A 20,866-nucleotide genomic window follows, 5' to 3' on the forward strand; every position below is an offset into this window, starting at 1 on the left:
CATGCACTCCTCATCCAACGCCGCCCCACTCGGCGCGCAGCCGCCAGGGGCCGCGTCTTCGCCGCCATCGGGATCCGATGATCCGCAGGAGACCGCCAGCACAAGGCGCCCGCGCAGTGGCCGCGCGCCCGTGCGCGGCGTGTTGCTGGAGGCCGCCGCAGCGCCTTATCGGTTCGATCCGGCAGCACGACGCTCGTTCTACGTGCTCCTGCGCACAGAGGTTGGAGAGCGCAGGCTTTGGGGCGCCGACCTGGAAGCCGCGCTCCAGCGAGCGGTCTCCCAGCCACGCATCGGAGACGAGGTCGTCGTCCTGCCCCTGGGCACGAAACCCGTACGGCTTCGCGTTCCCGCCCAGGATGGCCATGCAGACGCAGTCGGCGAAGAGCGAGTGCTTGCGCAGCGGCGCCAATGGCGCATCGAGACGCAAGACCATATGCACATGCTCGCGCAAGAGGCTCAGCAGCTGCGCGTTGAACGAACGCTGTCGCCAGAGACCATGCGGCGCGACCCTCGTCTGACATACGCCATGGCCGGACTGCAACTGGCTGCACAGTATGCGCGGCGCCTCACCGTAGATCCGCACTCTCAGCATCAGTTACTCGCATCCATTCGCCATCGCATCGCTGATGCGCTCGTGGATGGGCTGGACCTCCATCTTCCAGACAGGCGGGTGGCGATGGCGCGAGCGCCCGTCCTCTCAGGGCCGGGACGCGCCACCGAGTGGGACAGGCATGCCCATGAGCGGACGTGAACTCGCAACGCAGAGGCGCGCGCCCTTCGCCGGCCGCTGCGGACTCGATCCGCACGCTGCCAGATGACCATGCGTCGTGATGCGCACGAGAAGACCTTGATGCCCACAACGCACAGCAGCAGCCGTTGCGAAGCGACGGCCAGCGGCCGCTGGCACGTGGCGGATGGATCGCTCGAGTCGCTCAAGTGGCTCGCGCTGGCGTTGATGGTGGGGGACCATGTCAACAAGTATCTTCTGAGCGGGCAGGTCACGACGCTCTACCTGCTCGGTCGCATGGCGATGCCGCTTTTCGGCTTTGTGCTCATGTACAACCTCGCGCGCCCTCGCGTGGAGGCCGCGAGTGTTCATCGACGTGTAGTGAAGCGGCTCGCGGCCTTCGGTGTGCTCGCAACGCCCGCGTTCGTGCTGCTGGTCGGATGGTGGCCACTGAACATCATGGCGACGTTGCTCGTCGCGACCTTCATCGCCTGGCTGCTGGAGCTCCGGACCGTTGGCCATCGATCGCTGGCACTGGTCACCTTTGTGGTTGGTGGCACGGTGGTTGAATTCTGGTGGCCGGGACTGCTGTGCTGCCTGGGCGCGCGCTCCTTCATTCGTCGTCCGAGCATCAAGACCGCGATCGCCTGGCTGCTTGCGACCGCGTCCCTATGGTTCGTCAACGGCAACTTCGCTGCCATGGCCGCGCTTCCGTTGATCTTGGGGTTCAGCCGCATTCATGTTCCCCTTGAACGGCAGCGATGGGTCTTCTATGCCTTCTACCCCGCCCACCTGTTCGTTCTTGCCCTTGCGCTGCATCTCGCCAGCACACCGCGCTGTGCGCGGGCATGCTCACAAGTTGCAACGAACCTCATAAGGGCTCCTGAAGTGCAGCCACTCGCTGGCGCAGCCGAACCGGTCCAACCCCGACCTATCGAAGGTGTCAGCGCGGCCGGAGGTGGCGATTCAAGTACAACCGTGACAAAGTGGCCACCATGACTTCACGCATCGTGACTACCTTTGACGTCGAGCCTGAACTGCGTGCCGAACTCGAATCGGTTGCGGATGCTGGCGGACCCGTCAGCACTTCTGCCGCCGATGGGGCGTGCCGAGCCGTCGAACGCTGCCGTGTTCAAGGCGAGTTCTACGCGCGTGGGGATACCGCTTGGCAAGAAGATCTACGAACTGGTGTTTCGCAACCTGTGGCCGAGGTGTTCGATCGCATCCAGGCCCGCATTCATGCACGGGGTCGCGAGCTTCAAGACCCAAACACATGACCAGGGTTCGCGGGGTTGAGATGACCCCGCGAAATCCTTTCCGACCAGCAGATTAGGGCGTTGGCCATTCGTCATTTGCGCGAAGCGGACTACCACTGAGACGATGCGGCCTTAGGTCTGCGACCCGGGCTTGCAGACCGAGTCACCGCGCGGATGAAGTCGGGCGAGCGTCGATGACCCGCCGAGTGGGCGGGAAGCCTCATCAAGCCGGGCTGTTCGCGCCGGACGCGTGCTCGGCCACGGCATCGGTGTCGAGGCGCGGCGCCTGCCCTGGCGCGCCGCCCTCGGCCTGAAGCGCCAGATCGAAGGCATGGACCCGGTGGTTCGGTGCCCGGTTGATCATCAGCCGCATGACGTCGGCGCGCGCATAGTGGCCCGCAGGATCGGCGGCCGCCTTGGCCACCGCGATCTCGCCCAGGTCGATCTCGGCGCAGATGACTCCCTCCCAGGTGTCGGGCATGCGCTCGGACAGCGGGTTGCCATGCGGCCCGTAGATGACGGAGTGCCCGCCCCCGACCGTGAACAGCGCATGCTTGGCCGGCGTATCGCAGATCTGCGACACCATCGACGCCGAGGTCACGGCCGAGGGGGCCAGCACGAAGCAGCCGCCCTCGAGCGCATAGGTCTGCGTTGCCGCGAGGCTGACCTCCGCGCCCAGCGCGTAGGCGTTCTCCTTGTAGAGGCTGAAGCCGGGCCAGGCGGCGATGTGCAGCTGCTCGTTCTGGCTGTACATCGCGAACTTCGTGAGCGGCTGCAGATGCTCCCAGCAGGAGAGCGCGCCGATGCGGCCCAGCGGCGTGTCGCTCACCACGAGGTCGCTGCCATCGCCTTCGCCGAAGACGGTGCGCTCCATGTGCGTCGGCTTGAGCTTGCGTCGGCGCGAAACGGTCTCGCCCCGGTCGTCGATGATCCAGTTGCCGACGTAAAGGCTCGCGCCCAGCCGCTCGACCACGCCGAGCGACACGAAGATGCCGAACTGCTTCGCGGCCGCGGCGATGCGCCGCGCGCCCTCGCCGTCGTAGCTGAAGGCGTTCTCGAAGAAGCGCCGCACCCATCCCTTGCCGAAGCCCCAGGCCGGCGCGTCGAGCCAGACCCACCAGGGATAGCCCGGGATCCAGTCCTCCGGAAAGGCCACGATGGCGGCACCCTTGCCGGCCGCCTCCTCGATGTAGCGCACGGTGAGATCGATGGCGGCGTCGTGGTCGCAGAAGCCCGGTGCGGCCTGCACCACGGCCGCGAGGAACTTGGGAGGGAAAAGTGGCGACGACGCGCCGGTGGATGCATTCATGGACGAAGCGCTCCTCGAAGGATGAGTGAATGGGTGGATGGATGGGGGGAAGCTCAGACGCGCGCGGAAGCACCGACGCTCGCCTGCGGCGGCACCGGCTCGGCCACGGCCTCGCGGGTCAGCCCGAACAGGCCGTCGATGCGCTGGCGCTCGGCCGCGCCGTGGGGCCGCAGCCATGCGAAGCCGGCGTAGATGGCCAGGTTCACGGCCAGCGCGATCACGCCCGAGGTCAGGCCCCAGGCGGCCTCGAGCTGCCGGGCGAAGAAGCTCTCGAGCACGATGACGAGCACGAAGCCCACGACCATGCCCGCGATCGCCCCTTCCTTGGTGCCGCGCTTCCAGAAGATGCCCAGGAACTGCGGCACCGCGAGCTGGATGACGCCCTGGTAGGCCAGCACCGCCAGCGTGAACAGCGCCGGCAGCTTGAGGCAGGCGACCCAGGCGGCCAGGGCCGTGAGGACCACCATGCCGATCTTCGACACCGTGACCAGTTGCCGCTGGCTCAGCGTGGCGTAGTTCCCGACCAGGTCGTTGGCGATCTGCGCACCCGTCGCCTGGATGCTGCCGTCGGTGTGGCCGATCGATGCAGCCAGCAGCACCACGCCGGCCAGCCCGAGCAGCAGCAGGCCACCCGCTTCCTGGCTCACGATGAACCACACGTCCTCGGGGTGGCTGGCCACGGAGGGAAGCTGCGAGGCGAGCATGCCGAAGATCAGCAGGGGGATGCAGAACACCAGCGACGCGGGCATCGCGATGGCCGCCGATTTCTTCAGCGCCGCCACGCCGTCGGCGGTGAACAGGCGCACGAAGATGAACGGCAGGCACCAGCCGCCGATGGTGCTCGTGAACAGCAGGCTGAACAGGTAGAGCGGCCCTTCCTTCGAGCCGAGGGACGGCAGCGAGAACATCGCGGGATCGAGCGACTGCAGCCGCACGCCCTTGCTCGTCCACAACCACACGACCAGGCCGCACAGCATGAGGCTGCCGAAGATGTAGGCCACGATGCCCTGGTACATGTCCGAGATGATCACGCCGCGCATGCCCATGCGAACGGTCCAGATCTGGCGGATCGCGACCACCACCACGCCGAGGATCACGGCCTGCGAGAAGGGCAGTGCACCAAGCGACATGAAGTGGAAGAGGCCACCCATCGCCTGCATCGCGAGCACCAGCCAGGGGAAGCCCGACACGATACCGATCAGCGCCGCGATGGTGCGGATGTGCCTGGAGTCATAGCGCAGTGCGAACAGGTCGGGCTGCGTGCGCAGATCGAAGCGCTGGCCCCAGGTCCACACGCGCTGCGACATGGCGTACATCAGCACCACCGTCATCAGGCTGTAGGCCAGCACGTAGAACGAGATCACGCCGGCACTGACGGCCAGGCCCGCGAAGGCGGTGAACATCGCGCCCGGATACCAGGTGTTGAGGAAGGACATCGCCTGGTAGTTGGCCCCGAACGAGCGGCCGCCCACGGCGTAGTCGGTGAAGGACCGGTCCTTGTGGTAGCTGCGGTGCAGCACGTAGATGATGACGAGGAAGAAGGCCAGCTGGAGGCCGAATGTCAGCGCCATGGCTTCACCCCCTTCCCGCTTCGCCGTATTCGGCGACATAGGCGGCCACCACGCTGGCCGCGATCGACACGCTGAGCGCGAGGAAATAGAACAGGGTTGGCGGCAGGCCGAGGACCGGCGCCCGGTGGTCGTTGACGAGCCAGTGCACGGGCGGCAGCAGGAGCAGCAGCGCATTGAGCAGGAACCACCACCGGATCGAGGCCGGTAGCCGTGGAAGTGTCGCGAGGGGCATGGGAGGCTTTCGGGAAGGCCGCGGGCTGCGCGCGGGAAAAGGGCCGGTACGAGGTCTGCGAGGCGGATCCATCGCATCGCGACGGACTCTAGGAGCGCCGTCCTTCGGCGTGCACCGTTCAAATGAACGGGGTCGGTTCGCGAGGGCGGGCAAGCCGCATTGGCAAGGCGGAGACGCAAGGCTAGGATGGCCCGCCACACCATGCGATGGCATATGGCTTGCTTGTTGGAACGCCCCCAGTTGGAACTCCCATGCTGAACAACCTTCAGGAGTGCGGCAATCTGATCCTTCGGATCAACGAGGCGGCCTACGAGACGCGCGAAGAGGACTTCCAGGCGCGCGTGCTGAGCGACATCGATCGCGTGATCGGTTTCGATCGCGCGTGGTGGGGGATCATGTCGCCCCTCGCCGCAGGCGGCTTTCGTCTGCTGAGCTCCTACCGGGCCAACCTGCCCGCGTCCTACGTCGAGACCTGGGACACCTGCACGCCCGACGATCGCCTGGCCAGCAGCGTCAGCGACGCGCCCACCCACACCGTGCGCTTCGACACCCACCAGCTCCACAGCACGCCCGGCCTGTACGAGATCAACGCGGGGGTCGGCAACCGGCATGCGCTGTGCACCGCGATCAAGCTCGCGGAGCGTCCCGGGGACTTCCTGTTCGTCTCGCTGTTCCGCGGCGGCCGCAGCCCCGCGTTCGACACCTCCGAGGCCTGGGCCAAGCAGTTCCTCATGCCGCATGTCTTCATGGGCTGGCGGCACAACCTCGGGCGCAATCAGGAGCGCGCCGATACGCAGCCAAGCGGCGGACTGCTGGCGTCGGCCTTCGTCGACCTGCAGTGGGGCGTGATCGAGAAATCGGCGGGCTTCCAGGACTGCATGACCCGGATCTGGCCCGCATGGGCGCCGCCAGCGCTGCCGCCGGCGCTCGTTTCGGCCTTGCGCCGCGACGGCGCGCGCAGCGTTTTCTCGGACCTGGTCTTCTCGATCGAGGCCGCGGGAGCACTGCAGCGGCTTTCGGTCCGCAGGCTGCGCGCCATCGATCGCCTCACGCCGCGCGAGTCCGACGTGGCGCGCGCGTTCTCCTCGGGCCAGTCGTACAAGGAAGTCGCCCGCGCGCTGCAGCTGTCGCCGGCCACCGTCAGGCACTACCTGCGCGAGATCTACATCAAGCTCGGGCTGACGGACAAGGCGGAACTGGCGAGCCTGTTGAACGCGCCGTGATTCGCCGCCGTCGACGCCCTCAGGCGACGACCGCCTTGCCTATCTCCTCGACCACCTTTTTTCCGTCGCCGACCAGCATCATGGTCATTCCCATGCAGGACAGCTGTCTGCCCAAACCCGAGATCTCCGGGGCAGCTTGGCGCATGTTTGCCGGCAGGGCTGGACAATGCGCGTCGACGCTGGGCATTTCAGCGGTCGCTGGCCCCTCCTACGCCAACTCGCCTCAGGCTGTGATAGCTTTCGTTTTCACCGAATCCCGATCGAAAGCACCGTGGCGCCTGCTTCCATCTCAGCGGCATTTTTGCCACCCGACTCGGCACTCGCCGCGCTGATTGCCCAGCTTGATTGGGCGGCTACGCCCTTGGGCCCGATCGATCAATGGCCTCAGCATCTGTGCTGCGCCGTGGGCATCGTGCTGCATTCGCCGAAGCCCATCGCGCTTCTTTGGGGCGAAGCCGGCATCATGATCTACAACGATGCCTATGCCGTCGTCGCAGGCGGGCGGCATCCAGCTTGCCTGGGTCAACCCTTGCGCGAAGCGTGGCCGGAAGTGTCCGAGTTCAACGATCGCCTCATGAAGACGGTGCTGGCCGGCAAACCTCAATCCTTCGAAGATCACGAGTTCACCTTCTTGCGCAACGGTTCGCCGGAAAGTGTGTGGCTCACGCTCGACTATTCGCCGGTGCCGGATGCCGCCGGAGGGTTCGCTGGAGTGATGGCAACGGTGACCGAAACCACGAGCAAGGTGATGGCAGAGCGCGAGCTGCGCAAGGCCAATCAAACGCTCGAAGCGAGGATCGAGGAGCGCACGCGCGCGCTCGTGGAAGCCGAGGATGCGCTGCGCCAAGCCCAGAAGATGGAGGCGATTGGGCAGCTCACCGGGGGCATCGCACATGATTTCAACAACCTGCTCGGCACCCTGAAGGTCAGCTTCGAGCTCCTCGAACTGCGCATGCGTTCCGGCGACACGCAGCAAGCCCAGCGGTACGTCACCGTCGGCAAGGAAACAGTGGAGCGGGCGGCGTCACTGACCCAGCGTCTTTTGGCCTTCTCTCGCCGCCAGACCTTGGATCCGCGGCGAATTGATCTTCGCCATCGCCTGAACCAGTTCGAGGAACTTGTTCGTCGCAGCGTCGGGCCATCGATCGCCGTCCAGTTCAATGTTCCGGCGGACCTTTGGCCCGTGCGCGCAGACAGCGCGCAACTCGAGAACGCGCTGCTCAACCTGTGCATCAATGCGCGCGACGCGATGCAGCCCGGTGGGGGAAGCTTGACGGTGACGGGCAACAACTGTTCATTTCCCCACGACGCAAGCACGCCCATCGGGAACGCGCCTGGTGACTACGTGTGCCTCGAGGTGCGCGACACGGGTTGCGGCATGGATGCGCAAACCAAGGCTCATGCCACGGAGCCGTTCTTCACAACCAAACCCTTGGGCCAGGGCACCGGCCTGGGTTTGTCGATGGTGTACGGATTCGCCCGCCAATCGGGTGGCCAAATGCGCATCGAGTCGGAATTGGGTCAAGGCACCACCGTTAGTATCTATATGCCCCGTATCGACGGCGATTCGAACGACACGGAGGCTGCGGTTGGTCAGCGCAACCCAACAAGCGATACGGCGGCATTCTCAGCACCGAGGTCGGCGCGCGTGCTTCTGATCGAGGACGAGGCACCGCTTCGAGCCCTGCTCCAGGAAGAACTTGTCGCCGCGGGCTACGAAGTCACTGCCGCGGCAGACGGCCGGGAAGGCCTTGCGTGCCTGGATGACGGGCCGAACAGCGACCTCCAGATCCTGATCACCGATGTCGGACTTCCCGGTGGCATGAATGGACGCCAGGTCGCCGATGTCATGCGCCTGCGCAAACCCGACCTCAAAGTGCTTTTCATCACGGGCTACGCGGCCGGCGCCGCCGTGGGCAATGGTCTTCTGGAGCCTGGGATGGAAGTGATGACCAAGCCTTTCGAGCTGGGCGAATTCAAGCGGCGCATTGCCCGGATGCTTGACGTCTGAGTCATCGCACGGCGGACTGCGCCGGCGACCGCCGTTCATAAATGCAGCTCGATCAAGTCACCTCGTCGTTCAGGCGGCGAAACCATTCGCCATAGGGTGTGTTCTTGACCAGCTTGCGATTCATATCGGGCGCACCGTCGGTCCACCACGGCGGGCCGCGTTCTCCCAGTCGACGCTTTGCATCGTCGACTAGGGCGCGAGCGGTTGCGCGCTCATCGATCGATGCGGTTGCACGCAACGCGCGTCGCGCCGCCATCAATTGGCGGACCCAGAGGCTTTTCTCTTCTTCGGACAGTCCCGGGTTTGCTGCGCGCCACAACCGCCCCCGTACCACCAGATATCGGCCATCGGGTGTCATGAGGGGGCCGTCGAGGGTCTGCAATCGGCCTCTTTTTCCGATCACTTGCGTTCCTTCTCGAACGGCAACGCGAGACGAATAGGTCCACCGCGATCCATCGCGTCGACACGGTCCCCTTTGCGGGTGACGAGCAGTCGCCGGCGAAGGGCGAGTTCCTGGGCCACCTCGCGCACCTTCGGCATCAGGGCCCGCCAGTCCGACGGCGCGCTCACCAGGGCTCGCGCAACCTCCGAAGGGCAGATGCTTGCTCCAGGCGCACGACGGGCCAGCAGCTCGAAGATTTGCGCTTCGACAGCCTCGTTCGCCACGAGCGCCCGTGAGGAGACGTTCATGGGAGCGGGCCTCCCGCGTCAACCAAACCTGCGACTGACAAAGCGCGATCCTTTCAACCCAAAACGCCAAGGCACATCCATCGCCTTCGAAATGCCGATGCGGACACCGACCACCACATCCTGTGCCACGCTCGGACCCTTCAACTCGAAAGGCGCGCGATCCAGCGGCAGGCCGTCATGCGAACCGGTGATCCCCAGCGCCTGGGCGACCCGCCCCGGCCCCGCGCACAAGAGCCGCGGCTCGAGAAGCCCTCGGCGTGCCTGCATTGCATCGAGACCGTCCGTCGGCTCCAGCGCGCGAATCAGGACACCGGCGCCGTGGCCCTCCTCCCGGCACACGAAGTTCAGGCACCAGTGCAAGCCGTAGGACCGATACACGTAAGCACGGCCTGGCGGACCGAACATCGTGGCGTTGCGCACCGATCGGCCGCCATAGCTGTGCGAGGCCGGGTCCAAGACGTCATAGGCTTCCGTTTCGACAATGCGCCCCCCAATTCCTTCCACCCAAAACGACACACCGATCAATGCTCGCGCGAGCTCGGGCGACGAAACGCCAAAGTCGATGGAAGGCGGAGAGCACATGCCGACAGCCTGCTGCCGGTGGCCGCCAAGCGATGTCGCTATCCCTCTGGCGCAGCTGTAGTCGCACGGCGCATCCAAGGCCCAGGCAGATGCCGGAGCAGGCTCACCGCAGCGCATCCAGCGCCTCGGCATTGCACTCTTCGAGAACAAGGTGCACATTGGACTTTTTATTCGCAAAAGGTGTTGACCGATGGCACTCGCTTTGCTTTCTGAAATTGCAGCGATCAAGCTGCCCCTCACCGTCATCGCGAGAGCGGACGTGCAGAAGGTCTCTCGCCTGGTTTACGCTGGCCTTGTGGAAGCGAGGTTTCGCACGCTCAGCGGGCGGTCGACGGGCTACTGCGATCCGCTCGAGGCAACGGTCACCGCGATCACGCCCGAGGGCTGGCTATCTCTCGGCCGCCGACAGTGAGCCACGCAGTGGCCGCTGCGCGGCCTGTGTCCGTTGCCGTGGGGAGTTCCTGAGAAGTTGCGAGACGCCTTGCGGCGTCGCATCCGGAATGGTGCCTCTTCCTCCGCGCTTCAATCGTTGACGCAGCTGTTTTCGTCCGCGACAAGGCATTCGGGAAGATCTTCCCCGACGGCACCGCCGCGCGTGCGCACCGCCGTGGAGGCCGCCTGTGCCACCGCCAAGTCGCGCGGCAGGAGGACCCAGAGTTGTCCTCGCTCCTTCATGCGCCGAGCCTGCGTCGCAGCTTGCTGGCCATTGCCGAAGAAGTAGTCCGCGCGCACTGCACCGCGAATGGCACCGCCCGTGTCCTGCGCGATCGTCAAGCGGCGCATTGGGGCCCCACTGCCTGGCGCGCGCGTGGAGACGAACACGGGATACCCGAGCGGCGTGCTTCGCGGGTCCACTGCGATCGAACGCCCAGGCGATAGCGGCACCCCCAGCGCGCCAACCGGTCCTCCACCGGGCGCATTGGCCTCCTTGAAAAACACGTAGCTTGGATCTTCAATACCCGAGCCAGTCACCCGCTGTGCGGGGCGGCGTCCGGGCACCGCAACAGCGCCATTGACCTTGGGCAGGGCGAGTGTGAAGCCACGCGTGCGAACCACGGAGACGTCGGCGCTGCTGCCAGCCGCAGGCTGCAGTGCTTCGTCCTCATCATCGTCGAGCTCAAGTTCCAGCGAGGAGCCGCGCACTTTCACGGGACTGCGAGGTTTGCCCGACGCCGCCTGGGCCAGTGTGGGCCTGAACGGCTGACCGTTCTGCTCCGCATAGGCGATGCGGATCACCTCGCCCGAGTCCAGACGAATGCGTCCAGAGCCCTGGATCTGCATCTCGTAGAGCGCGGAAGCGTTGTTCACGAAGGCAATGACCTTGGCATTCGGCGCTCCCTTGGTTTCGATTTCCTTGCGTGTGTAGTAGGGCAGGAGACGCTTTCCCTCGACGCGAAGGCGCACCTTGCGATCCAAAGTGTCTCTGGTGATACGCGAGAGGTCGAGCGCGTACAACCCTGCGCGGCCCATGTCACGCGTGCTCAGTCCCGCTTGCACGACGACACTGCGTCCCGCCACACGCGCAGCGACGATCCCTTCGCCTTTGGGAAGTTTTCGCGCATCCGCAAACAGCATGTCTTGGGGCTGTGCATATACGGGGTAGATGTTGGGGGCGCCGTAGTGCCGGCTGCCGCTGATCTCAGGCTCAAAGTAGCCGGTAACAACGCCGTCAGGGCGCCGATCATCGTCGCGGATCTGATAGGCCGAGAAATCGCGCTCGAAAAAATGGCGGATGGCCAAGTCATCGGCACGATCTACTGTTCGTGCACGCTCGCAGACTTGCCGCCACGCCTGTGCTCGCCCCGACAAGACCTTGCAGCTGCCGAGAAACGCAGGCCAGGTCTCCGAGAAATCATCCTGCCGCCAGCCCGGCAAGAGTTCGAAGCCCACCGAGGTATAGGTGGCCAACCGAGTTGAGAAAGTACGCGCTCGACCCGCGATCGCACCCGCGCTGCTCAACCCGGACCCGCCGGCAACGGCTGCCTGCGACCCGCTCGATGGCGCTTGCCCTGTTGAGCTCGATGGAGAGGCTGGACGAGAAACCGGCAGCGGCGCTGATGCGCGCGGTGTTGACGTTGCCGAGCGCTGCGCCGGTGGGTTTGACGACCACTCAGGCATCGCTGCGGAATCTCCTGCACTTCCGACCGAATGGGAGTCACCCGTCGTGCACCCTGGCAGTGTCACTGCGCCCAGGGCAATCAGGGCTACCCAGCGAGCAAGGATCATGTCTCGCAGTTGCATGCCGATTCCTCGCGAAGGAGCTTGCTGACGCGCCACGTGACCGACGAAGTGGCGCTACGAACGGCCAAGCTTAGTGCCGGCCAGATGCTTGCGAATCGGGGCGACTGCCTAGCGCAAACGACGTAGGAACGTGGCGCACGCGAGGGCAAGGCTCGCCGCCGGCCCATGCTTAGGCGCTGCAATGCGCAGGCAGCTGGCGCCTTGCTGTGGATGTACCTTCGCTGCCGATCCGTTGCGGCGATGAGTACAGCCCAGACGGCCGCGTGGATCGGGCAGACGCGGTCCGCGCGTCGACCATGCGGTGGCCACATTTGCCATGAAGCTCACCTTGATCCACAGGTCTCGACCTGACGCCTTCGCCGATGATGGGTCGACGGGTTCATGCCTCGCGCTGCAACGCCGACTGTCTCCTCAAAGGACCATCCGGTCCCATGCCTGGTGCGCCCACTCATACTTTCCGCAAGCATAGGAGACGAGCGTCTCCACGGCGGCCTCGCTGCCCACGGGCTGCGCAGCCCGATAGTGACAGCCCGTCGTGACCAACTGGTGCTCGAGATGAAAACCCCGATCGTCGGCATAGACCTGGATGTAGGTTCCATCGCGTCGCTTCACGATCGCGAAGGCATCGGGCGCTTCGGCCAGTCGAGGAATCCAGCGGCGCAAATTGTCCTCCGTCGCCTCCTCCCCGACACCAAAGTCGGGGCACTCCAGGAAGGGGCGTTGGTACTCTGCGCCGATATCGAAGACCAGATGGGCGTGCGCGCTCGATGCGTCCTGGCGGTACATCGCGATAAAGAAGCAGTCCTCGGCAGCGAGCGGTACATGAACAAGGGAAATTCGTTGCACCTTGCAGCGCCTCGCGAGGATCAACTCGAGACTGCGTTCGGGTCCGAGCGGCAATCGAAGCTCTTCGCGAAGACGCTGCGCAAGTGAAAAGGCGTCGCGCTTGATGCGGTCCCCTGCTGCGAACTCTTCAGTCCCCTCCTGGAGCAGCGCCAGATATTCGTGGAGTTGCATCAGGCGCGATGGCGTCGACGCTGCGGGGCGCGAGGCGAACAAGGAGGCGATCTTGCGTGCGAGCATGATGGCGACAGGATGAGTCGAGAACGTCTGCGGCGATAGGATGCCGGCGAGCGAACAGCCTGTCCAGTTCACCGCTGCCTTTCAGAGCACCTCCACCGAACGTTGCGTCGGTTGCAATGAGCGAGGAGCGGATCATCTCTTCATATCGGCGCTTGCAAATGGCCGCGGTCCCTACCTAAGGGCCCGACGGGCATCGTCCTACTCCGGCCCCACGTCCAGGCCCCTAAATTGCCAACTACTGGAGATGCACAGGGCAGCTCCAAGCAACATCAAGTTCAGGGGACTTACTCATGAAAAAACATCTTCTCGTTCTCGCCATCGCATCGACCTGCTTCGCCATGAACGCCGCGAATGCTGCTGAAGGCATGACCAAGGACCAGTACAACGTCGCCAAGGAAAAGATCGAGGCCGACTACAAGGTCGCCAAGGCCAAGTGCGACACGCTGAAGGACAACGCCAAGGACGTCTGCGAGAAGGAAGCCAAGGGCACAGAAAACGTGGCAAAGGCGCAGCTGGAGCAGGACTACAAGCCCAGCGCGGCACATGCCAAGAAGGTCGCTGAGGAAAAGGCCAACATGACCTACGACGTTGCCAAGGAGAAGTGCGACGACCAGTCGGGCGATGCCAAGAACGCCTGCGTGAGCCAAGCCAAGGCCGACCACGACAAGGCCAAGGCCGACATCAAGGCGATGAAGGGCTAAGCTCCCCTCAGCGCTCATGTGTGGGTGCGCGATCCCGCGTACTTCCCTGCCCTCCCCCCATGCCCCGCCTCGTGCGGGGCATTCTTTTTTTGTGGGCTTCAACCTCTGGTCGGGTGCCCGATCAAGGTGAGCCGAGCACTAAAAAATAAGCTAACGGCGTTTCTTAGTCTGGCCCTCGACGGCCAACGCCACCATCACCCTTTGAGCGAACTTGATGCCCAAGGCACGGACACAAGTGCAGGCGTGCACGATGCGCAACTTGGCACGGGAAAGCCCGTAGCGCATCATCTGACGGGCGATCCCGCCGATGTCTTGGGCCCTGCATCGACGGCCCAAGTACCTTTCTCCACAGATGTCGCGCTGGTGTAGTTGGTGCAACGGACCCCTCGTTGGCCCTCGCTAAAGCGCAGCGGTTCGTTTGCCAAAAGCGACGTGATCCAACAAACGCTGTGAAAAGGAGCTTGCGATGCGATTGACCACCAAGGGTCGTTTTGCCGTGACCGCGATGATCGACATCGGGCTGCGCCAACGTCTCGGGCCTGTGAACCTGGCCGCCATCAGCCAACGACAGCAGATCTCGCTGTCATACCTCGAGCAGTTGTTCGGCAAGCTCCGCAAGCATAACCTCGTCGTGTCGGTCCGTGGGCCTGGCGGCGGCTACCATCTGGCGCGCCACAGCGCTGACATCTCGGTGGCCGACATCATCGCGGCCGTGGATGAGCGAGGTGCCCTTGGCAACGATGCGGATGATGCAGACGACCTGGGGGAGCAAGGCGCTTCGCCGACCTCACTGGCGCGCAGCACCGAGGAACTCTGGGCTTCGCTGAATCAGCGCATGCTTGATTTTCTGCGGACCGTCACTTTGCAAAAGCTTGTCGAGGACCAAGTTGCCAAGGGCGTCGAGCTTGAAGCACCCACTCCGGCAAAGAGTGCGATCACCTCGGCTGCCCCCGTGAAGCCTGTGCGCACCCGCGCCCCCAATTCGGTCTTCGCGCTGGCCAATGCGATGTCCAAGCACTGATGCGGTCGCTCGAGCAACCTGAGCAAACGATCCAGCCACAAGCCGCCATCACATCCTTCACTTCATGCGCTTTATGGACGCCCATGAACGCGCCGCGAGCTGAGCACGGGTCCCGTCAACGAGCGTCACCCTGCGTGGCAGTTTCACCGACGGCGGTGCAGCGGCTCGACGTCGCAGTGCCATCGCTTTGAACCCACGCGACCTTCAGCCATCTCGCGATGATGCACGGGGCACATGGAGGTCGATCCACTTGCAAGCGCGCGTTGGGCCCGCTTGTTGAATCGAATGCCATGGCTGCAACGGTCATCATGACCTTGTCATGGGCCGCGCTGGGTCTGGCCATGACCGGCGGTACGTTTGCGGCTTTCGGGATGCTGCTTCACCTCTTCGCATTCGCCGGCGGCTTGCTCAACGGTTTCCAGCACGACGCCACTGTCGATGAACGGCGCAACGCCACGCAGCTGCTCGTGGGTGCGGGGATCTGTGCGCTCAGCGCTGCGGCGGTGGGTGCGATCGCCCTGCTGCTTGCGTCCTTTGAATGAGAGGCCGTAGCCCGGCCGGCCGCGGTTCGAAGGAGCATTCCTTCACGAGCAAGCACCAGAGGAGCTGAACAGGCTGCGTGAAAGGCTATCCGCGTGCGCGTGGGCGCCAGCCCATCGAGGGCATCTGAACCGGCGCACTCAACGCTCGGACAAGTGCACTACATCCACCATTCAGACCGCTGGCGGTTGCGACGCGGGTCGGCACAGCCAGGGCGAGTTCTTGCGTTCGCGTCGAGCAACCCAACCCAGCGGCAAGTTCGCGAGTTCAACGAGCGTCTGATCAACCTGCACCAGCTGACCCAGCCCGGCGATCATCGCTTCCGACGCGTCAGCGCCGCTGCCGGGCAGCATCTGCCAGGCGCCGTCGTCCTCGTCGTGGAACACCTGCAGGATTGGTGCAGCCTCACTCATGATGGACCTCATGGTGAAGCAAGCAACGTTCGGGGCATCTTCGAAAGCCCAGGCATCCTCAGCATCAGACATATTTTTGCCAGCATTCGATGGATCACTGGCACCAGTGAAAGTTGACGTTCGCTGTCGGGCCTTGGCTGAAGTCGGGGGTGTCGAGAGTGACTGCGCCTGGCCGATGGCGGCTGCCTGGCATCGTAGCGGAGCCGGTATTTCCGACGCCGCTTGCCCGGCGGTTCCCCGGCGGTTCCCGCCCTCGGCATGACCTCATCCTCGCGCGCTGTGGCGAATCCAATGATCTGACGCACAGGTGCCTGCTCGTCTCGACACCACCTGCCATGCGGCGCAGATAAGGCCAGCGTCTCAGGTGCCTACACCGTGTTCCAGTCGGCGCCGTATGTGGCGGCCGCGTAGGTCTGGACCACCATCGAGCCGAGCAGGCCATGCATCACGTCACCCTGCGCCGCGCGTCGGCTCACGATCGCGGTCAACAACCCCTTGGTGGCGAGCGCCTGCAGCGCGCGATCCACCCATACCTGACGTTGAGCCTGCGGCAGCGCCTCGATCTCTCGGCGCATCATGCGGATCCGTTCGCCAGCAGAATCGGCGGGTGTGATGGGAGTGGTGGACTCTGCGGCAACGGTAGCGGCCGTTGTGTTGGCAGCAGCGTCCGGGGGTACGGCAGCGTCCGCGGTAGGCTGTGCCGGCGGCGATTCAAGATCCTGCTCTTCGTCTGCGTCCGTCGGCGCAGGCGCCTCGCGCTCGTTGCGCAGCAGCGAACGGAGATAGGAGTAGGCGTTGTCCACGGCCCGCAGCGAGTTGTTGGCCGCACGCCTTTCCAAAGCGTCGAGTTCCTCGCGCACCCGGTCGTCGCCGAACTCCTTGATCAGGCCATCGAGCTTGATCTCTCGAATGCCCAGAGTTTCTGCGCGAAGCACAAGGTTGGCATCCACCGGCTTGTCAGCGCTCGTCGCAAAGGGCGAACGGGCACGACGGCGAACCGCAAACTGCACTTCGTCGACCACCCTGCCTTGGCGATGCTCGATGAGCTCGATCTCCAGATCCGTCTCCTGGTTGATCTCGGCCACCGCCTCCTTCACGCGCTCGTTCTTGAATTTGCGCCATTCGCGGCGGTCGCCACCAGGCAGATTGCTCAGCGCGTCGGTCCACCACCCCACCGGCTTGCGGCTCGTCACGCCGCCGGGGTTGTCCCGGTAGCGCACGCAGATCTCGTACAACGCGATCGCGGCATAGGTGCTCAAGCGGGCAAGCACGTCGAGCTCGATACGGGCCCAGCGCGAGGGCTCGCGCAGCGCCGTCATGATGGACGGGGGGAAGGACCAGCTCACCCAGGTCTCGCCGCGGCGAACCTCTAGCGCGACTTCTGACAGCATGGAGAAACCGCGCCATTTGACCCCATCGCCTGGCGCCGTGGATTCCCAGTCGACCTCCAGGCTTCTCATCTCGCCGAGGTAGCGCTTGGCGGCGGTACGGTCAGCGCCATCGGACCCGGTGGTGCGCAGCACGGCCGCCAGGGGTGCCTCGAACATGAAGTCTGCCAATGGCATCGACGCCATGGCGGTGAGGCGAGCCTGTGACACCTGCAGCAGCACCGTGTAGATGCGGCGAGCGGTCAACGTCACCCGGGCGGAACGCGGGACCATCACGATCATCTCGTGTGGCTTGCGCAGTTCGAGCCCGTCCGTGCCCACGACGCGGGTGGGCGCCGAAGACGAAAGCGGGCTGGAAGCTGTCATCTCGCGATCATATGTCCAAGTCAGCGTGGACACCAAGCCGAGCGGCCTACCAATTTTGGGGTGGGAAGTGTCCGAAGCTTGGTTAAAGCGCGGACACTTTGCTGGGCGATCCACTTTCAGGCCGAGTAAAACACGGACATACGGCGAATTCGACGACAGTCCAGCGCCTCATGCCGGCGAGTAAAACGCGGACACCGGACCGATTGGCACCCCGTTTTGGGTCAATCCGCCCCTGGTTAGATCACGGACGCGGGCCAAAAACGAGGCTTTGGGGTGGCCAGGTCGTACTGTGGACAACCCGGCAGGGTGTCGTTAGACCACGGACGACTTCCGAGTACGGTACGGACGGATCCGAGTAGATCGCGGACGCATCCGCGTAAAGCACAGACAATTCGCCTCTAGAAATAGCCGTAACCCGTTGATTTTAAAGGAGAAAATCTGATTCGAAGCCTTTGCTAACTTCTTTAAAGGTATTAATACCTTCTTAAACTCGGGAGAAGTTATCCACAATCAGAGAGAACTTCGGCGAAACCTTCTCTGATGGATTGCAGATTCTTCGAATTTCGACGAGTGCTGGGCATAATCGCATGACATCAGCACTTTGAGAGTTTCGCTCGTGGATATCAAACAAACCATCAAACGTCAGTCCCTTGAAGATATCGAGGCACAGGCGCAACGCATTGCCGGCATGATGGATCACATCCGCACCGCGATGCTGGCTCCGACCGCCACCAAGCTTGCACCGGCGCTGGGTTCTGCGCAACTGGCCGACCTGTGCGGGGTCGACAAATCGAAGATCGCCTATCGTCTCACCCGCGGCGATCTGCCTGCAGGGTCGATTCAAGGCAATCGCCGTGAATGGTCGATGGGGGAGGCCCAACTGTGGTCGCGCGATTTCCGCAGTGAGCACATGCGACCCAAGGGCGCCGCCGGCATCACCATCACGGTGGCCAACTTCAAGGGTGGCGTGGCCAAGACCACCTCCGCCGTGACCCTGGCCCAGGGTTTGTCGATGCGGGGTCACAAAGTCCTGCTACTCGATCTGGATCCTCAGGGGTCGGCCACCACGCTCTTCGGCGTGCTGCCCGATGCCGAGGTCGACACCGAGCACACCGCGATGCCACTCTTTGCCGGCGACGAAGACGACCTGGCGTATGCGATCCGTACGACCTACTGGCCAAGCATCGACCTGGTCTGTGCGGCCCCGCTTCTTTACGGTGCCGAGTTCGTGTTGCCTGCGCGGCAAGCCAAGGACCCGGGTTTCGAGTTCTGGCGCGTGCTTGACCGAGGTCTTGACACCCTGCGCGAGGCCTACGACGTGATCGTCATCGACACCCCACCCTCACTGAGCTACGTCACCATCAACGCACTCATGGCGGCTGATGGTGTGATCATGCCCTTGCCCCCGTCTGCACTTGACTTCGCGAGCTCGGCCCAGTTCTGGGATCTGTTCTCCGACCTGTGCAACCAGCTGATCCGAAGCCGCGGCAAGAACAAGAGCTTCGAGTTCATCGACGTGCTGCTCTCGCGGGTGGAAGCCTCGGATGCCGCAAGTTCGGTGGTCCGGCAATGGGTGCTCGAGGGCTACGGCGACAAGGTGCTGCCCATCGAGATTCCGAAGACGGCCGTCGCGGCCACGGCGAGCGCCGAGTTCGGTACCGTGTACGACCTTCCGCGTGGGTCAGTGAGCTCGAAGACCTTCGCGCGGGCGCGCGATGCGTACGACAGGATGTGCGAGTTGGTGGAGCAACAGATACGGGCAGTCTGGGCACGTCAGCTGTCCGAAAACGCCATGTTGGTGGCAGGAGATTGATATGGGCTTGAGAGACAAAGCTTCCAAGATCGACTTTGCTTCGCTGACTGCCCCCGTTTCGGTGACGCCCGAAACCAAGCAGCCCAAAACGGCGCCTGGCGCCATGATGGCTTTCGCGAACGACGCGCGTTCGGACCTGCTGCGCGAGAACGAGATGCTCAAGGAAGCCGCGGACAAGGCCGCGGGCCTCGAGGCACAGCTGCAGGAAGTCCGCACGGAGCTCGACGGCTGGGAGGGCGCTCGCGCGACGCGTCACCTGGACCCGAAGCGCATCGGACGCAGCCGCTATGCGAACCGCCATGAGAGCAGTTTTGTGGGGGAGGATTTCGAACGGCTCAAGCGCGAGATCCAGGAATCGGGCGGCAATGTGCAGCCGATCAAGGTGCGTCCGGCCAGCAAGCCGGGCGGCGAGTTCGACTACGAGGTGGTCTTTGGCCACCGGCGTCTCGAGGCGTGTACGCAGCTCGGCCTTCCCGTGCTGGCGGTCATCGACAACCTCGATGATCGGTCGCTCTTCGTCGAGATGGAGCGCGAGAACCGCGAGCGCCAGGATTTGTCGCCGTGGGAGCAGGGGATGATGTACCGGCGCGCGCTGGACCTGGGCCTCTTCACCTCGAACCGCGCCTTGGCCACGGCGCTGGGCATTGATCACAGCAACGTGGGCAAGTCTCTCGCGCTGGCGCGGCTTCCGGACGAAGTTGTCGCTGCCTTCCGCTCACCACTGGAGATCCAGTTGCGCTGGGCGCCCTTGCTCAACCGCGCGCTCGAGTCGGACGCGGACGGCGTGCGGGCCCGGGCCGAGAAGTTGTTGACCCAACCCTCGCGTCCGGCCGCCAAGGAAGTGCTGGCCAAGCTGTTGGTCGCCGATACCGAACTTCAGGTCGATGCAAAACCCCACACGTTGACGGTCAAGAATAAGAAGGCAGCAACGCTGAGCTTCGACGCGGACGGAAGGGCGAATGTGCGTATCCATGTGCCGCTTTCAGTTGAGCGGCGAGCGTCCCTGGAGAAGCTGTTGGCCGAGTTCCTGCAGAACGAGTAGGCAGGGCGCCACAGGCAGCGGCGCCAGGCAGCAGAGGGGTGTGGTTCCGAACCACACCCCTTTTTTCTTGTCGCTTGCACTTTGCGCCTCCGCGGTTCGCACCCGGCAACCAGCGATGTCTCAGTCCAACGCTGTCCGATCGTGAAGGGTAAAGCGGAATGGGGCGCGGGGCGGAAGCTGTGCACGAGGGCCGCGACGTTTGGGGCAGGGCGTACGCACAGATGAGTCTGGGGAATCTCGCCGCTCGAAGTGTCCTGATCGACGCAACGGAAGGCTGGTCAGCGGGAGGGAAGCTACCAAGTCCGCGTAGCGATCTACTCGTCAGCGTGAGGACCCCGCCTCGAATGCTCCAATTCATCGGACAAACTCAGGGTGTGGTTCGGAACCACACCCGCCCCACCTTGTGGCCAAGAGGAGTTCATGGGACGACAGTTCGCGCGTACGCCGGAGCCCTGCCGGCCGTCCCGGGGGCCCCAACGGAGACCCGAAAGTGCTTTGGGCTGCACATCAGTAGGAGTTCGTCCCGGGAGTTGCGAAGCCGCATCGGTTCTGTTTATTTGGGACTCCAGCCCGTTCAGAGGCCGAACTGCCATAGGCCAACGGGCGTCCGCCAGAATGCTTTCCGGCCGAAATCCAGTCACCCTGGGGTGCCGTCAA

Annotated in this window: 22 protein-coding genes; 11 read left to right on the forward strand and 11 right to left on the reverse strand. The window is 64.2% G+C overall.

The window, feature by feature from the left end; translation table 11 throughout:
* Position 1: 1 nt before the first annotated feature.
* The 3 genes from ACODT0_RS23535 (at position 2) to ACODT0_RS23545 (ending at position 2,004) form a co-directional block, all read left to right on the forward strand.
* Positions 2-751, forward strand: a complete 750-nt coding sequence (locus tag ACODT0_RS23535) for a hypothetical protein (RefSeq protein ID WP_489042411.1) — start codon at positions 2-4, stop codon at positions 749-751.
* Positions 752-814: 63 nt separating this feature from the next.
* Positions 815-1,726, forward strand: coding sequence for a TraX family protein (locus ACODT0_RS23540; protein ID WP_489042412.1), 912 nt, complete (start codon positions 815-817; stop codon positions 1,724-1,726).
* Positions 1,723-2,004, forward strand: a complete 282-nt coding sequence (locus ACODT0_RS23545) for a prevent-host-death protein (RefSeq protein WP_489042413.1) — start codon at positions 1,723-1,725, stop codon at positions 2,002-2,004. The genes ACODT0_RS23540 and ACODT0_RS23545 overlap by 4 nt, the downstream gene beginning before the upstream one ends.
* Positions 2,005-2,206: 202 nt before the next feature.
* Here the strand turns inward: ACODT0_RS23545 and ACODT0_RS23550 are convergent, their stop codons facing one another.
* From ACODT0_RS23550 to ACODT0_RS23560, 3 genes are read right to left on the reverse strand one after another with little or no spacing between them, the layout of a single operon-like run.
* A complete protein-coding gene (locus tag ACODT0_RS23550; protein WP_489042414.1) occupies positions 2,207-3,292 on the reverse strand; it encodes a carbon-nitrogen hydrolase family protein in 1,086 nt (361 codons plus the stop codon).
* A gap of 53 nt (positions 3,293-3,345) precedes the next feature.
* Complete coding sequence (locus ACODT0_RS23555) at positions 3,346-4,863, reverse strand: sodium:solute symporter family protein (protein ID WP_489042415.1); 1,518 nt, start codon at positions 4,861-4,863, stop codon at positions 3,346-3,348.
* A gap of 4 nt (positions 4,864-4,867) precedes the next feature.
* Positions 4,868-5,095, reverse strand: a complete 228-nt coding sequence (locus ACODT0_RS23560) for a hypothetical protein (RefSeq protein ID WP_057596348.1) — start codon at positions 5,093-5,095, stop codon at positions 4,868-4,870.
* A gap of 251 nt (positions 5,096-5,346) precedes the next feature.
* Here ACODT0_RS23560 and ACODT0_RS23565 point away from each other — a divergent pair, with 251 nt between their 5' ends.
* Positions 5,347-6,318, forward strand: coding sequence for a helix-turn-helix transcriptional regulator (locus ACODT0_RS23565; RefSeq protein ID WP_261211767.1), 972 nt, complete (start codon positions 5,347-5,349; stop codon positions 6,316-6,318).
* A 19-nt stretch (positions 6,319-6,337) separates the two neighbouring features.
* On the opposite strand, the gene ACODT0_RS23570 is transcribed toward ACODT0_RS23565, so the two are convergent.
* A complete protein-coding gene (locus ACODT0_RS23570) occupies positions 6,338-6,505 on the reverse strand; it encodes a hypothetical protein (RefSeq protein WP_261211765.1) in 168 nt (55 codons plus the stop codon).
* A gap of 84 nt (positions 6,506-6,589) precedes the next feature.
* Here ACODT0_RS23570 and ACODT0_RS23575 point away from each other — a divergent pair, with 84 nt between their 5' ends.
* On the forward strand, positions 6,590-8,329 hold the full coding sequence (locus tag ACODT0_RS23575; protein ID WP_489042416.1) for an ATP-binding protein: 1,740 nt from the start codon (positions 6,590-6,592) through the stop codon (positions 8,327-8,329).
* Between the two features lie 52 nt (positions 8,330-8,381).
* On the opposite strand, the gene ACODT0_RS23580 is transcribed toward ACODT0_RS23575, so the two are convergent.
* Genes ACODT0_RS23580 through ACODT0_RS23590 form a run of 3 tightly spaced genes read right to left on the reverse strand, consistent with a single transcriptional unit; the run spans position 8,382 to position 9,601 of the window.
* Positions 8,382-8,711, reverse strand: a complete 330-nt coding sequence (locus ACODT0_RS23580) for a hypothetical protein (protein WP_395347445.1) — start codon at positions 8,709-8,711, stop codon at positions 8,382-8,384.
* Between the two features lie 17 nt (positions 8,712-8,728).
* Positions 8,729-9,019, reverse strand: a complete 291-nt coding sequence (locus ACODT0_RS23585; protein ID WP_057596351.1) for a DUF3253 domain-containing protein — start codon at positions 9,017-9,019, stop codon at positions 8,729-8,731.
* A gap of 18 nt (positions 9,020-9,037) precedes the next feature.
* A complete protein-coding gene (locus tag ACODT0_RS23590) occupies positions 9,038-9,601 on the reverse strand; it encodes a DNA-3-methyladenine glycosylase (RefSeq protein ID WP_489042417.1) in 564 nt (187 codons plus the stop codon).
* A gap of 190 nt (positions 9,602-9,791) precedes the next feature.
* Between ACODT0_RS23590 and ACODT0_RS23595 the strand changes: the two genes are divergently transcribed.
* Positions 9,792-10,013, forward strand: a complete 222-nt coding sequence (locus tag ACODT0_RS23595) for a hypothetical protein (RefSeq protein ID WP_057596352.1) — start codon at positions 9,792-9,794, stop codon at positions 10,011-10,013.
* Positions 10,014-10,123: 110 nt separating this feature from the next.
* Here the strand turns inward: ACODT0_RS23595 and mltA are convergent, their stop codons facing one another.
* Positions 10,124-11,509: a murein transglycosylase A gene (mltA, locus tag ACODT0_RS23600; protein WP_489042418.1), complete on the reverse strand. Its 1,386-nt coding sequence runs from the start codon at positions 11,507-11,509 to the stop codon at positions 10,124-10,126.
* Positions 11,510-12,253: 744 nt separating this feature from the next.
* Positions 12,254-12,925 (reverse strand): hypothetical protein, encoded by a 672-nt coding sequence (locus tag ACODT0_RS23605; RefSeq protein ID WP_203208204.1) that lies wholly within the window; start codon positions 12,923-12,925, stop codon positions 12,254-12,256.
* A gap of 290 nt (positions 12,926-13,215) precedes the next feature.
* On the opposite strand from ACODT0_RS23605, the gene ACODT0_RS23610 reads away from it, so the two are divergent.
* The 3 genes from ACODT0_RS23610 (at position 13,216) to ACODT0_RS23620 (ending at position 15,189) form a co-directional block, all read left to right on the forward strand.
* A complete protein-coding gene (locus tag ACODT0_RS23610) occupies positions 13,216-13,626 on the forward strand; it encodes a hypothetical protein (RefSeq protein ID WP_395347313.1) in 411 nt (136 codons plus the stop codon).
* Positions 13,627-14,092: 466 nt separating this feature from the next.
* Positions 14,093-14,647, forward strand: coding sequence for an Rrf2 family transcriptional regulator (locus ACODT0_RS23615; RefSeq protein ID WP_489042420.1), 555 nt, complete (start codon positions 14,093-14,095; stop codon positions 14,645-14,647).
* Positions 14,648-14,937: 290 nt separating this feature from the next.
* On the forward strand, positions 14,938-15,189 hold the full coding sequence (locus ACODT0_RS23620) for a hypothetical protein (RefSeq protein ID WP_489042421.1): 252 nt from the start codon (positions 14,938-14,940) through the stop codon (positions 15,187-15,189).
* Positions 15,190-15,360: 171 nt separating this feature from the next.
* Here ACODT0_RS23620 and ACODT0_RS23625 read toward each other — a convergent pair whose 3' ends face one another.
* A complete protein-coding gene (locus tag ACODT0_RS23625) occupies positions 15,361-15,600 on the reverse strand; it encodes a hypothetical protein (RefSeq protein WP_489042422.1) in 240 nt (79 codons plus the stop codon).
* Positions 15,601-15,968: 368 nt separating this feature from the next.
* Complete coding sequence (locus ACODT0_RS23630) at positions 15,969-17,354, reverse strand: replication initiation protein (RefSeq protein WP_489042423.1); 1,386 nt, start codon at positions 17,352-17,354, stop codon at positions 15,969-15,971.
* A 616-nt stretch (positions 17,355-17,970) separates the two neighbouring features.
* Between ACODT0_RS23630 and ACODT0_RS23635 the strand changes: the two genes are divergently transcribed.
* Both ACODT0_RS23635 and ACODT0_RS23640 read left to right on the forward strand, forming a co-directional pair.
* Positions 17,971-19,167, forward strand: a complete 1,197-nt coding sequence (locus ACODT0_RS23635) for a ParA family protein (protein WP_281081777.1) — start codon at positions 17,971-17,973, stop codon at positions 19,165-19,167.
* A 1-nt stretch (position 19,168) separates the two neighbouring features.
* Positions 19,169-20,209, forward strand: coding sequence for a ParB/RepB/Spo0J family partition protein (locus tag ACODT0_RS23640; protein ID WP_413764974.1), 1,041 nt, complete (start codon positions 19,169-19,171; stop codon positions 20,207-20,209).
* The last annotated feature ends 657 nt before the right edge of the window (positions 20,210-20,866 follow it).

This window comes from Variovorax sp. FG153 (assembly GCF_057809595.1).

What these genes read in the sequence shown, in the direction of transcription:
- ACODT0_RS23535 (WP_489042411.1), top strand. Translation starts at nt 2, where the DNA reads ATGCACTCCTCATCCAACGCCGCCCCACTCGGCGCGCAGCCGCCAGGG.
- ACODT0_RS23540 (WP_489042412.1), top strand. Translation starts at nt 815, where the DNA reads ATGACCATGCGTCGTGATGCGCACGAGAAGACCTTGATGCCCACAACG.
- ACODT0_RS23545 (WP_489042413.1), top strand. Translation starts at nt 1,723, where the DNA reads ATGACTTCACGCATCGTGACTACCTTTGACGTCGAGCCTGAACTGCGT.
- ACODT0_RS23550 (WP_489042414.1), bottom strand. Translation starts at nt 3,292, where the DNA reads ATGAATGCATCCACCGGCGCGTCGTCGCCACTTTTCCCTCCCAAGTTC.
- ACODT0_RS23555 (WP_489042415.1), bottom strand. Translation starts at nt 4,863, where the DNA reads ATGGCGCTGACATTCGGCCTCCAGCTGGCCTTCTTCCTCGTCATCATC.
- ACODT0_RS23560 (WP_057596348.1), bottom strand. Translation starts at nt 5,095, where the DNA reads ATGCCCCTCGCGACACTTCCACGGCTACCGGCCTCGATCCGGTGGTGG.
- ACODT0_RS23565 (WP_261211767.1), top strand. Translation starts at nt 5,347, where the DNA reads ATGCTGAACAACCTTCAGGAGTGCGGCAATCTGATCCTTCGGATCAAC.
- ACODT0_RS23570 (WP_261211765.1), bottom strand. Translation starts at nt 6,505, where the DNA reads ATGCCCAGCGTCGACGCGCATTGTCCAGCCCTGCCGGCAAACATGCGC.
- ACODT0_RS23585 (WP_057596351.1), bottom strand. Translation starts at nt 9,019, where the DNA reads ATGAACGTCTCCTCACGGGCGCTCGTGGCGAACGAGGCTGTCGAAGCG.
- ACODT0_RS23590 (WP_489042417.1), bottom strand. Translation starts at nt 9,601, where the DNA reads ATGTGCTCTCCGCCTTCCATCGACTTTGGCGTTTCGTCGCCCGAGCTC.
- ACODT0_RS23595 (WP_057596352.1), top strand. Translation starts at nt 9,792, where the DNA reads ATGGCACTCGCTTTGCTTTCTGAAATTGCAGCGATCAAGCTGCCCCTC.
- ACODT0_RS23605 (WP_203208204.1), bottom strand. Translation starts at nt 12,925, where the DNA reads ATGCTCGCACGCAAGATCGCCTCCTTGTTCGCCTCGCGCCCCGCAGCG.
- ACODT0_RS23610 (WP_395347313.1), top strand. Translation starts at nt 13,216, where the DNA reads ATGAAAAAACATCTTCTCGTTCTCGCCATCGCATCGACCTGCTTCGCC.
- ACODT0_RS23615 (WP_489042420.1), top strand. Translation starts at nt 14,093, where the DNA reads ATGCGATTGACCACCAAGGGTCGTTTTGCCGTGACCGCGATGATCGAC.
- ACODT0_RS23620 (WP_489042421.1), top strand. Translation starts at nt 14,938, where the DNA reads ATGGCTGCAACGGTCATCATGACCTTGTCATGGGCCGCGCTGGGTCTG.
- ACODT0_RS23625 (WP_489042422.1), bottom strand. Translation starts at nt 15,600, where the DNA reads ATGAGTGAGGCTGCACCAATCCTGCAGGTGTTCCACGACGAGGACGAC.
- ACODT0_RS23630 (WP_489042423.1), bottom strand. Translation starts at nt 17,354, where the DNA reads ATGACAGCTTCCAGCCCGCTTTCGTCTTCGGCGCCCACCCGCGTCGTG.
- ACODT0_RS23640 (WP_413764974.1), top strand. Translation starts at nt 19,169, where the DNA reads ATGGGCTTGAGAGACAAAGCTTCCAAGATCGACTTTGCTTCGCTGACT.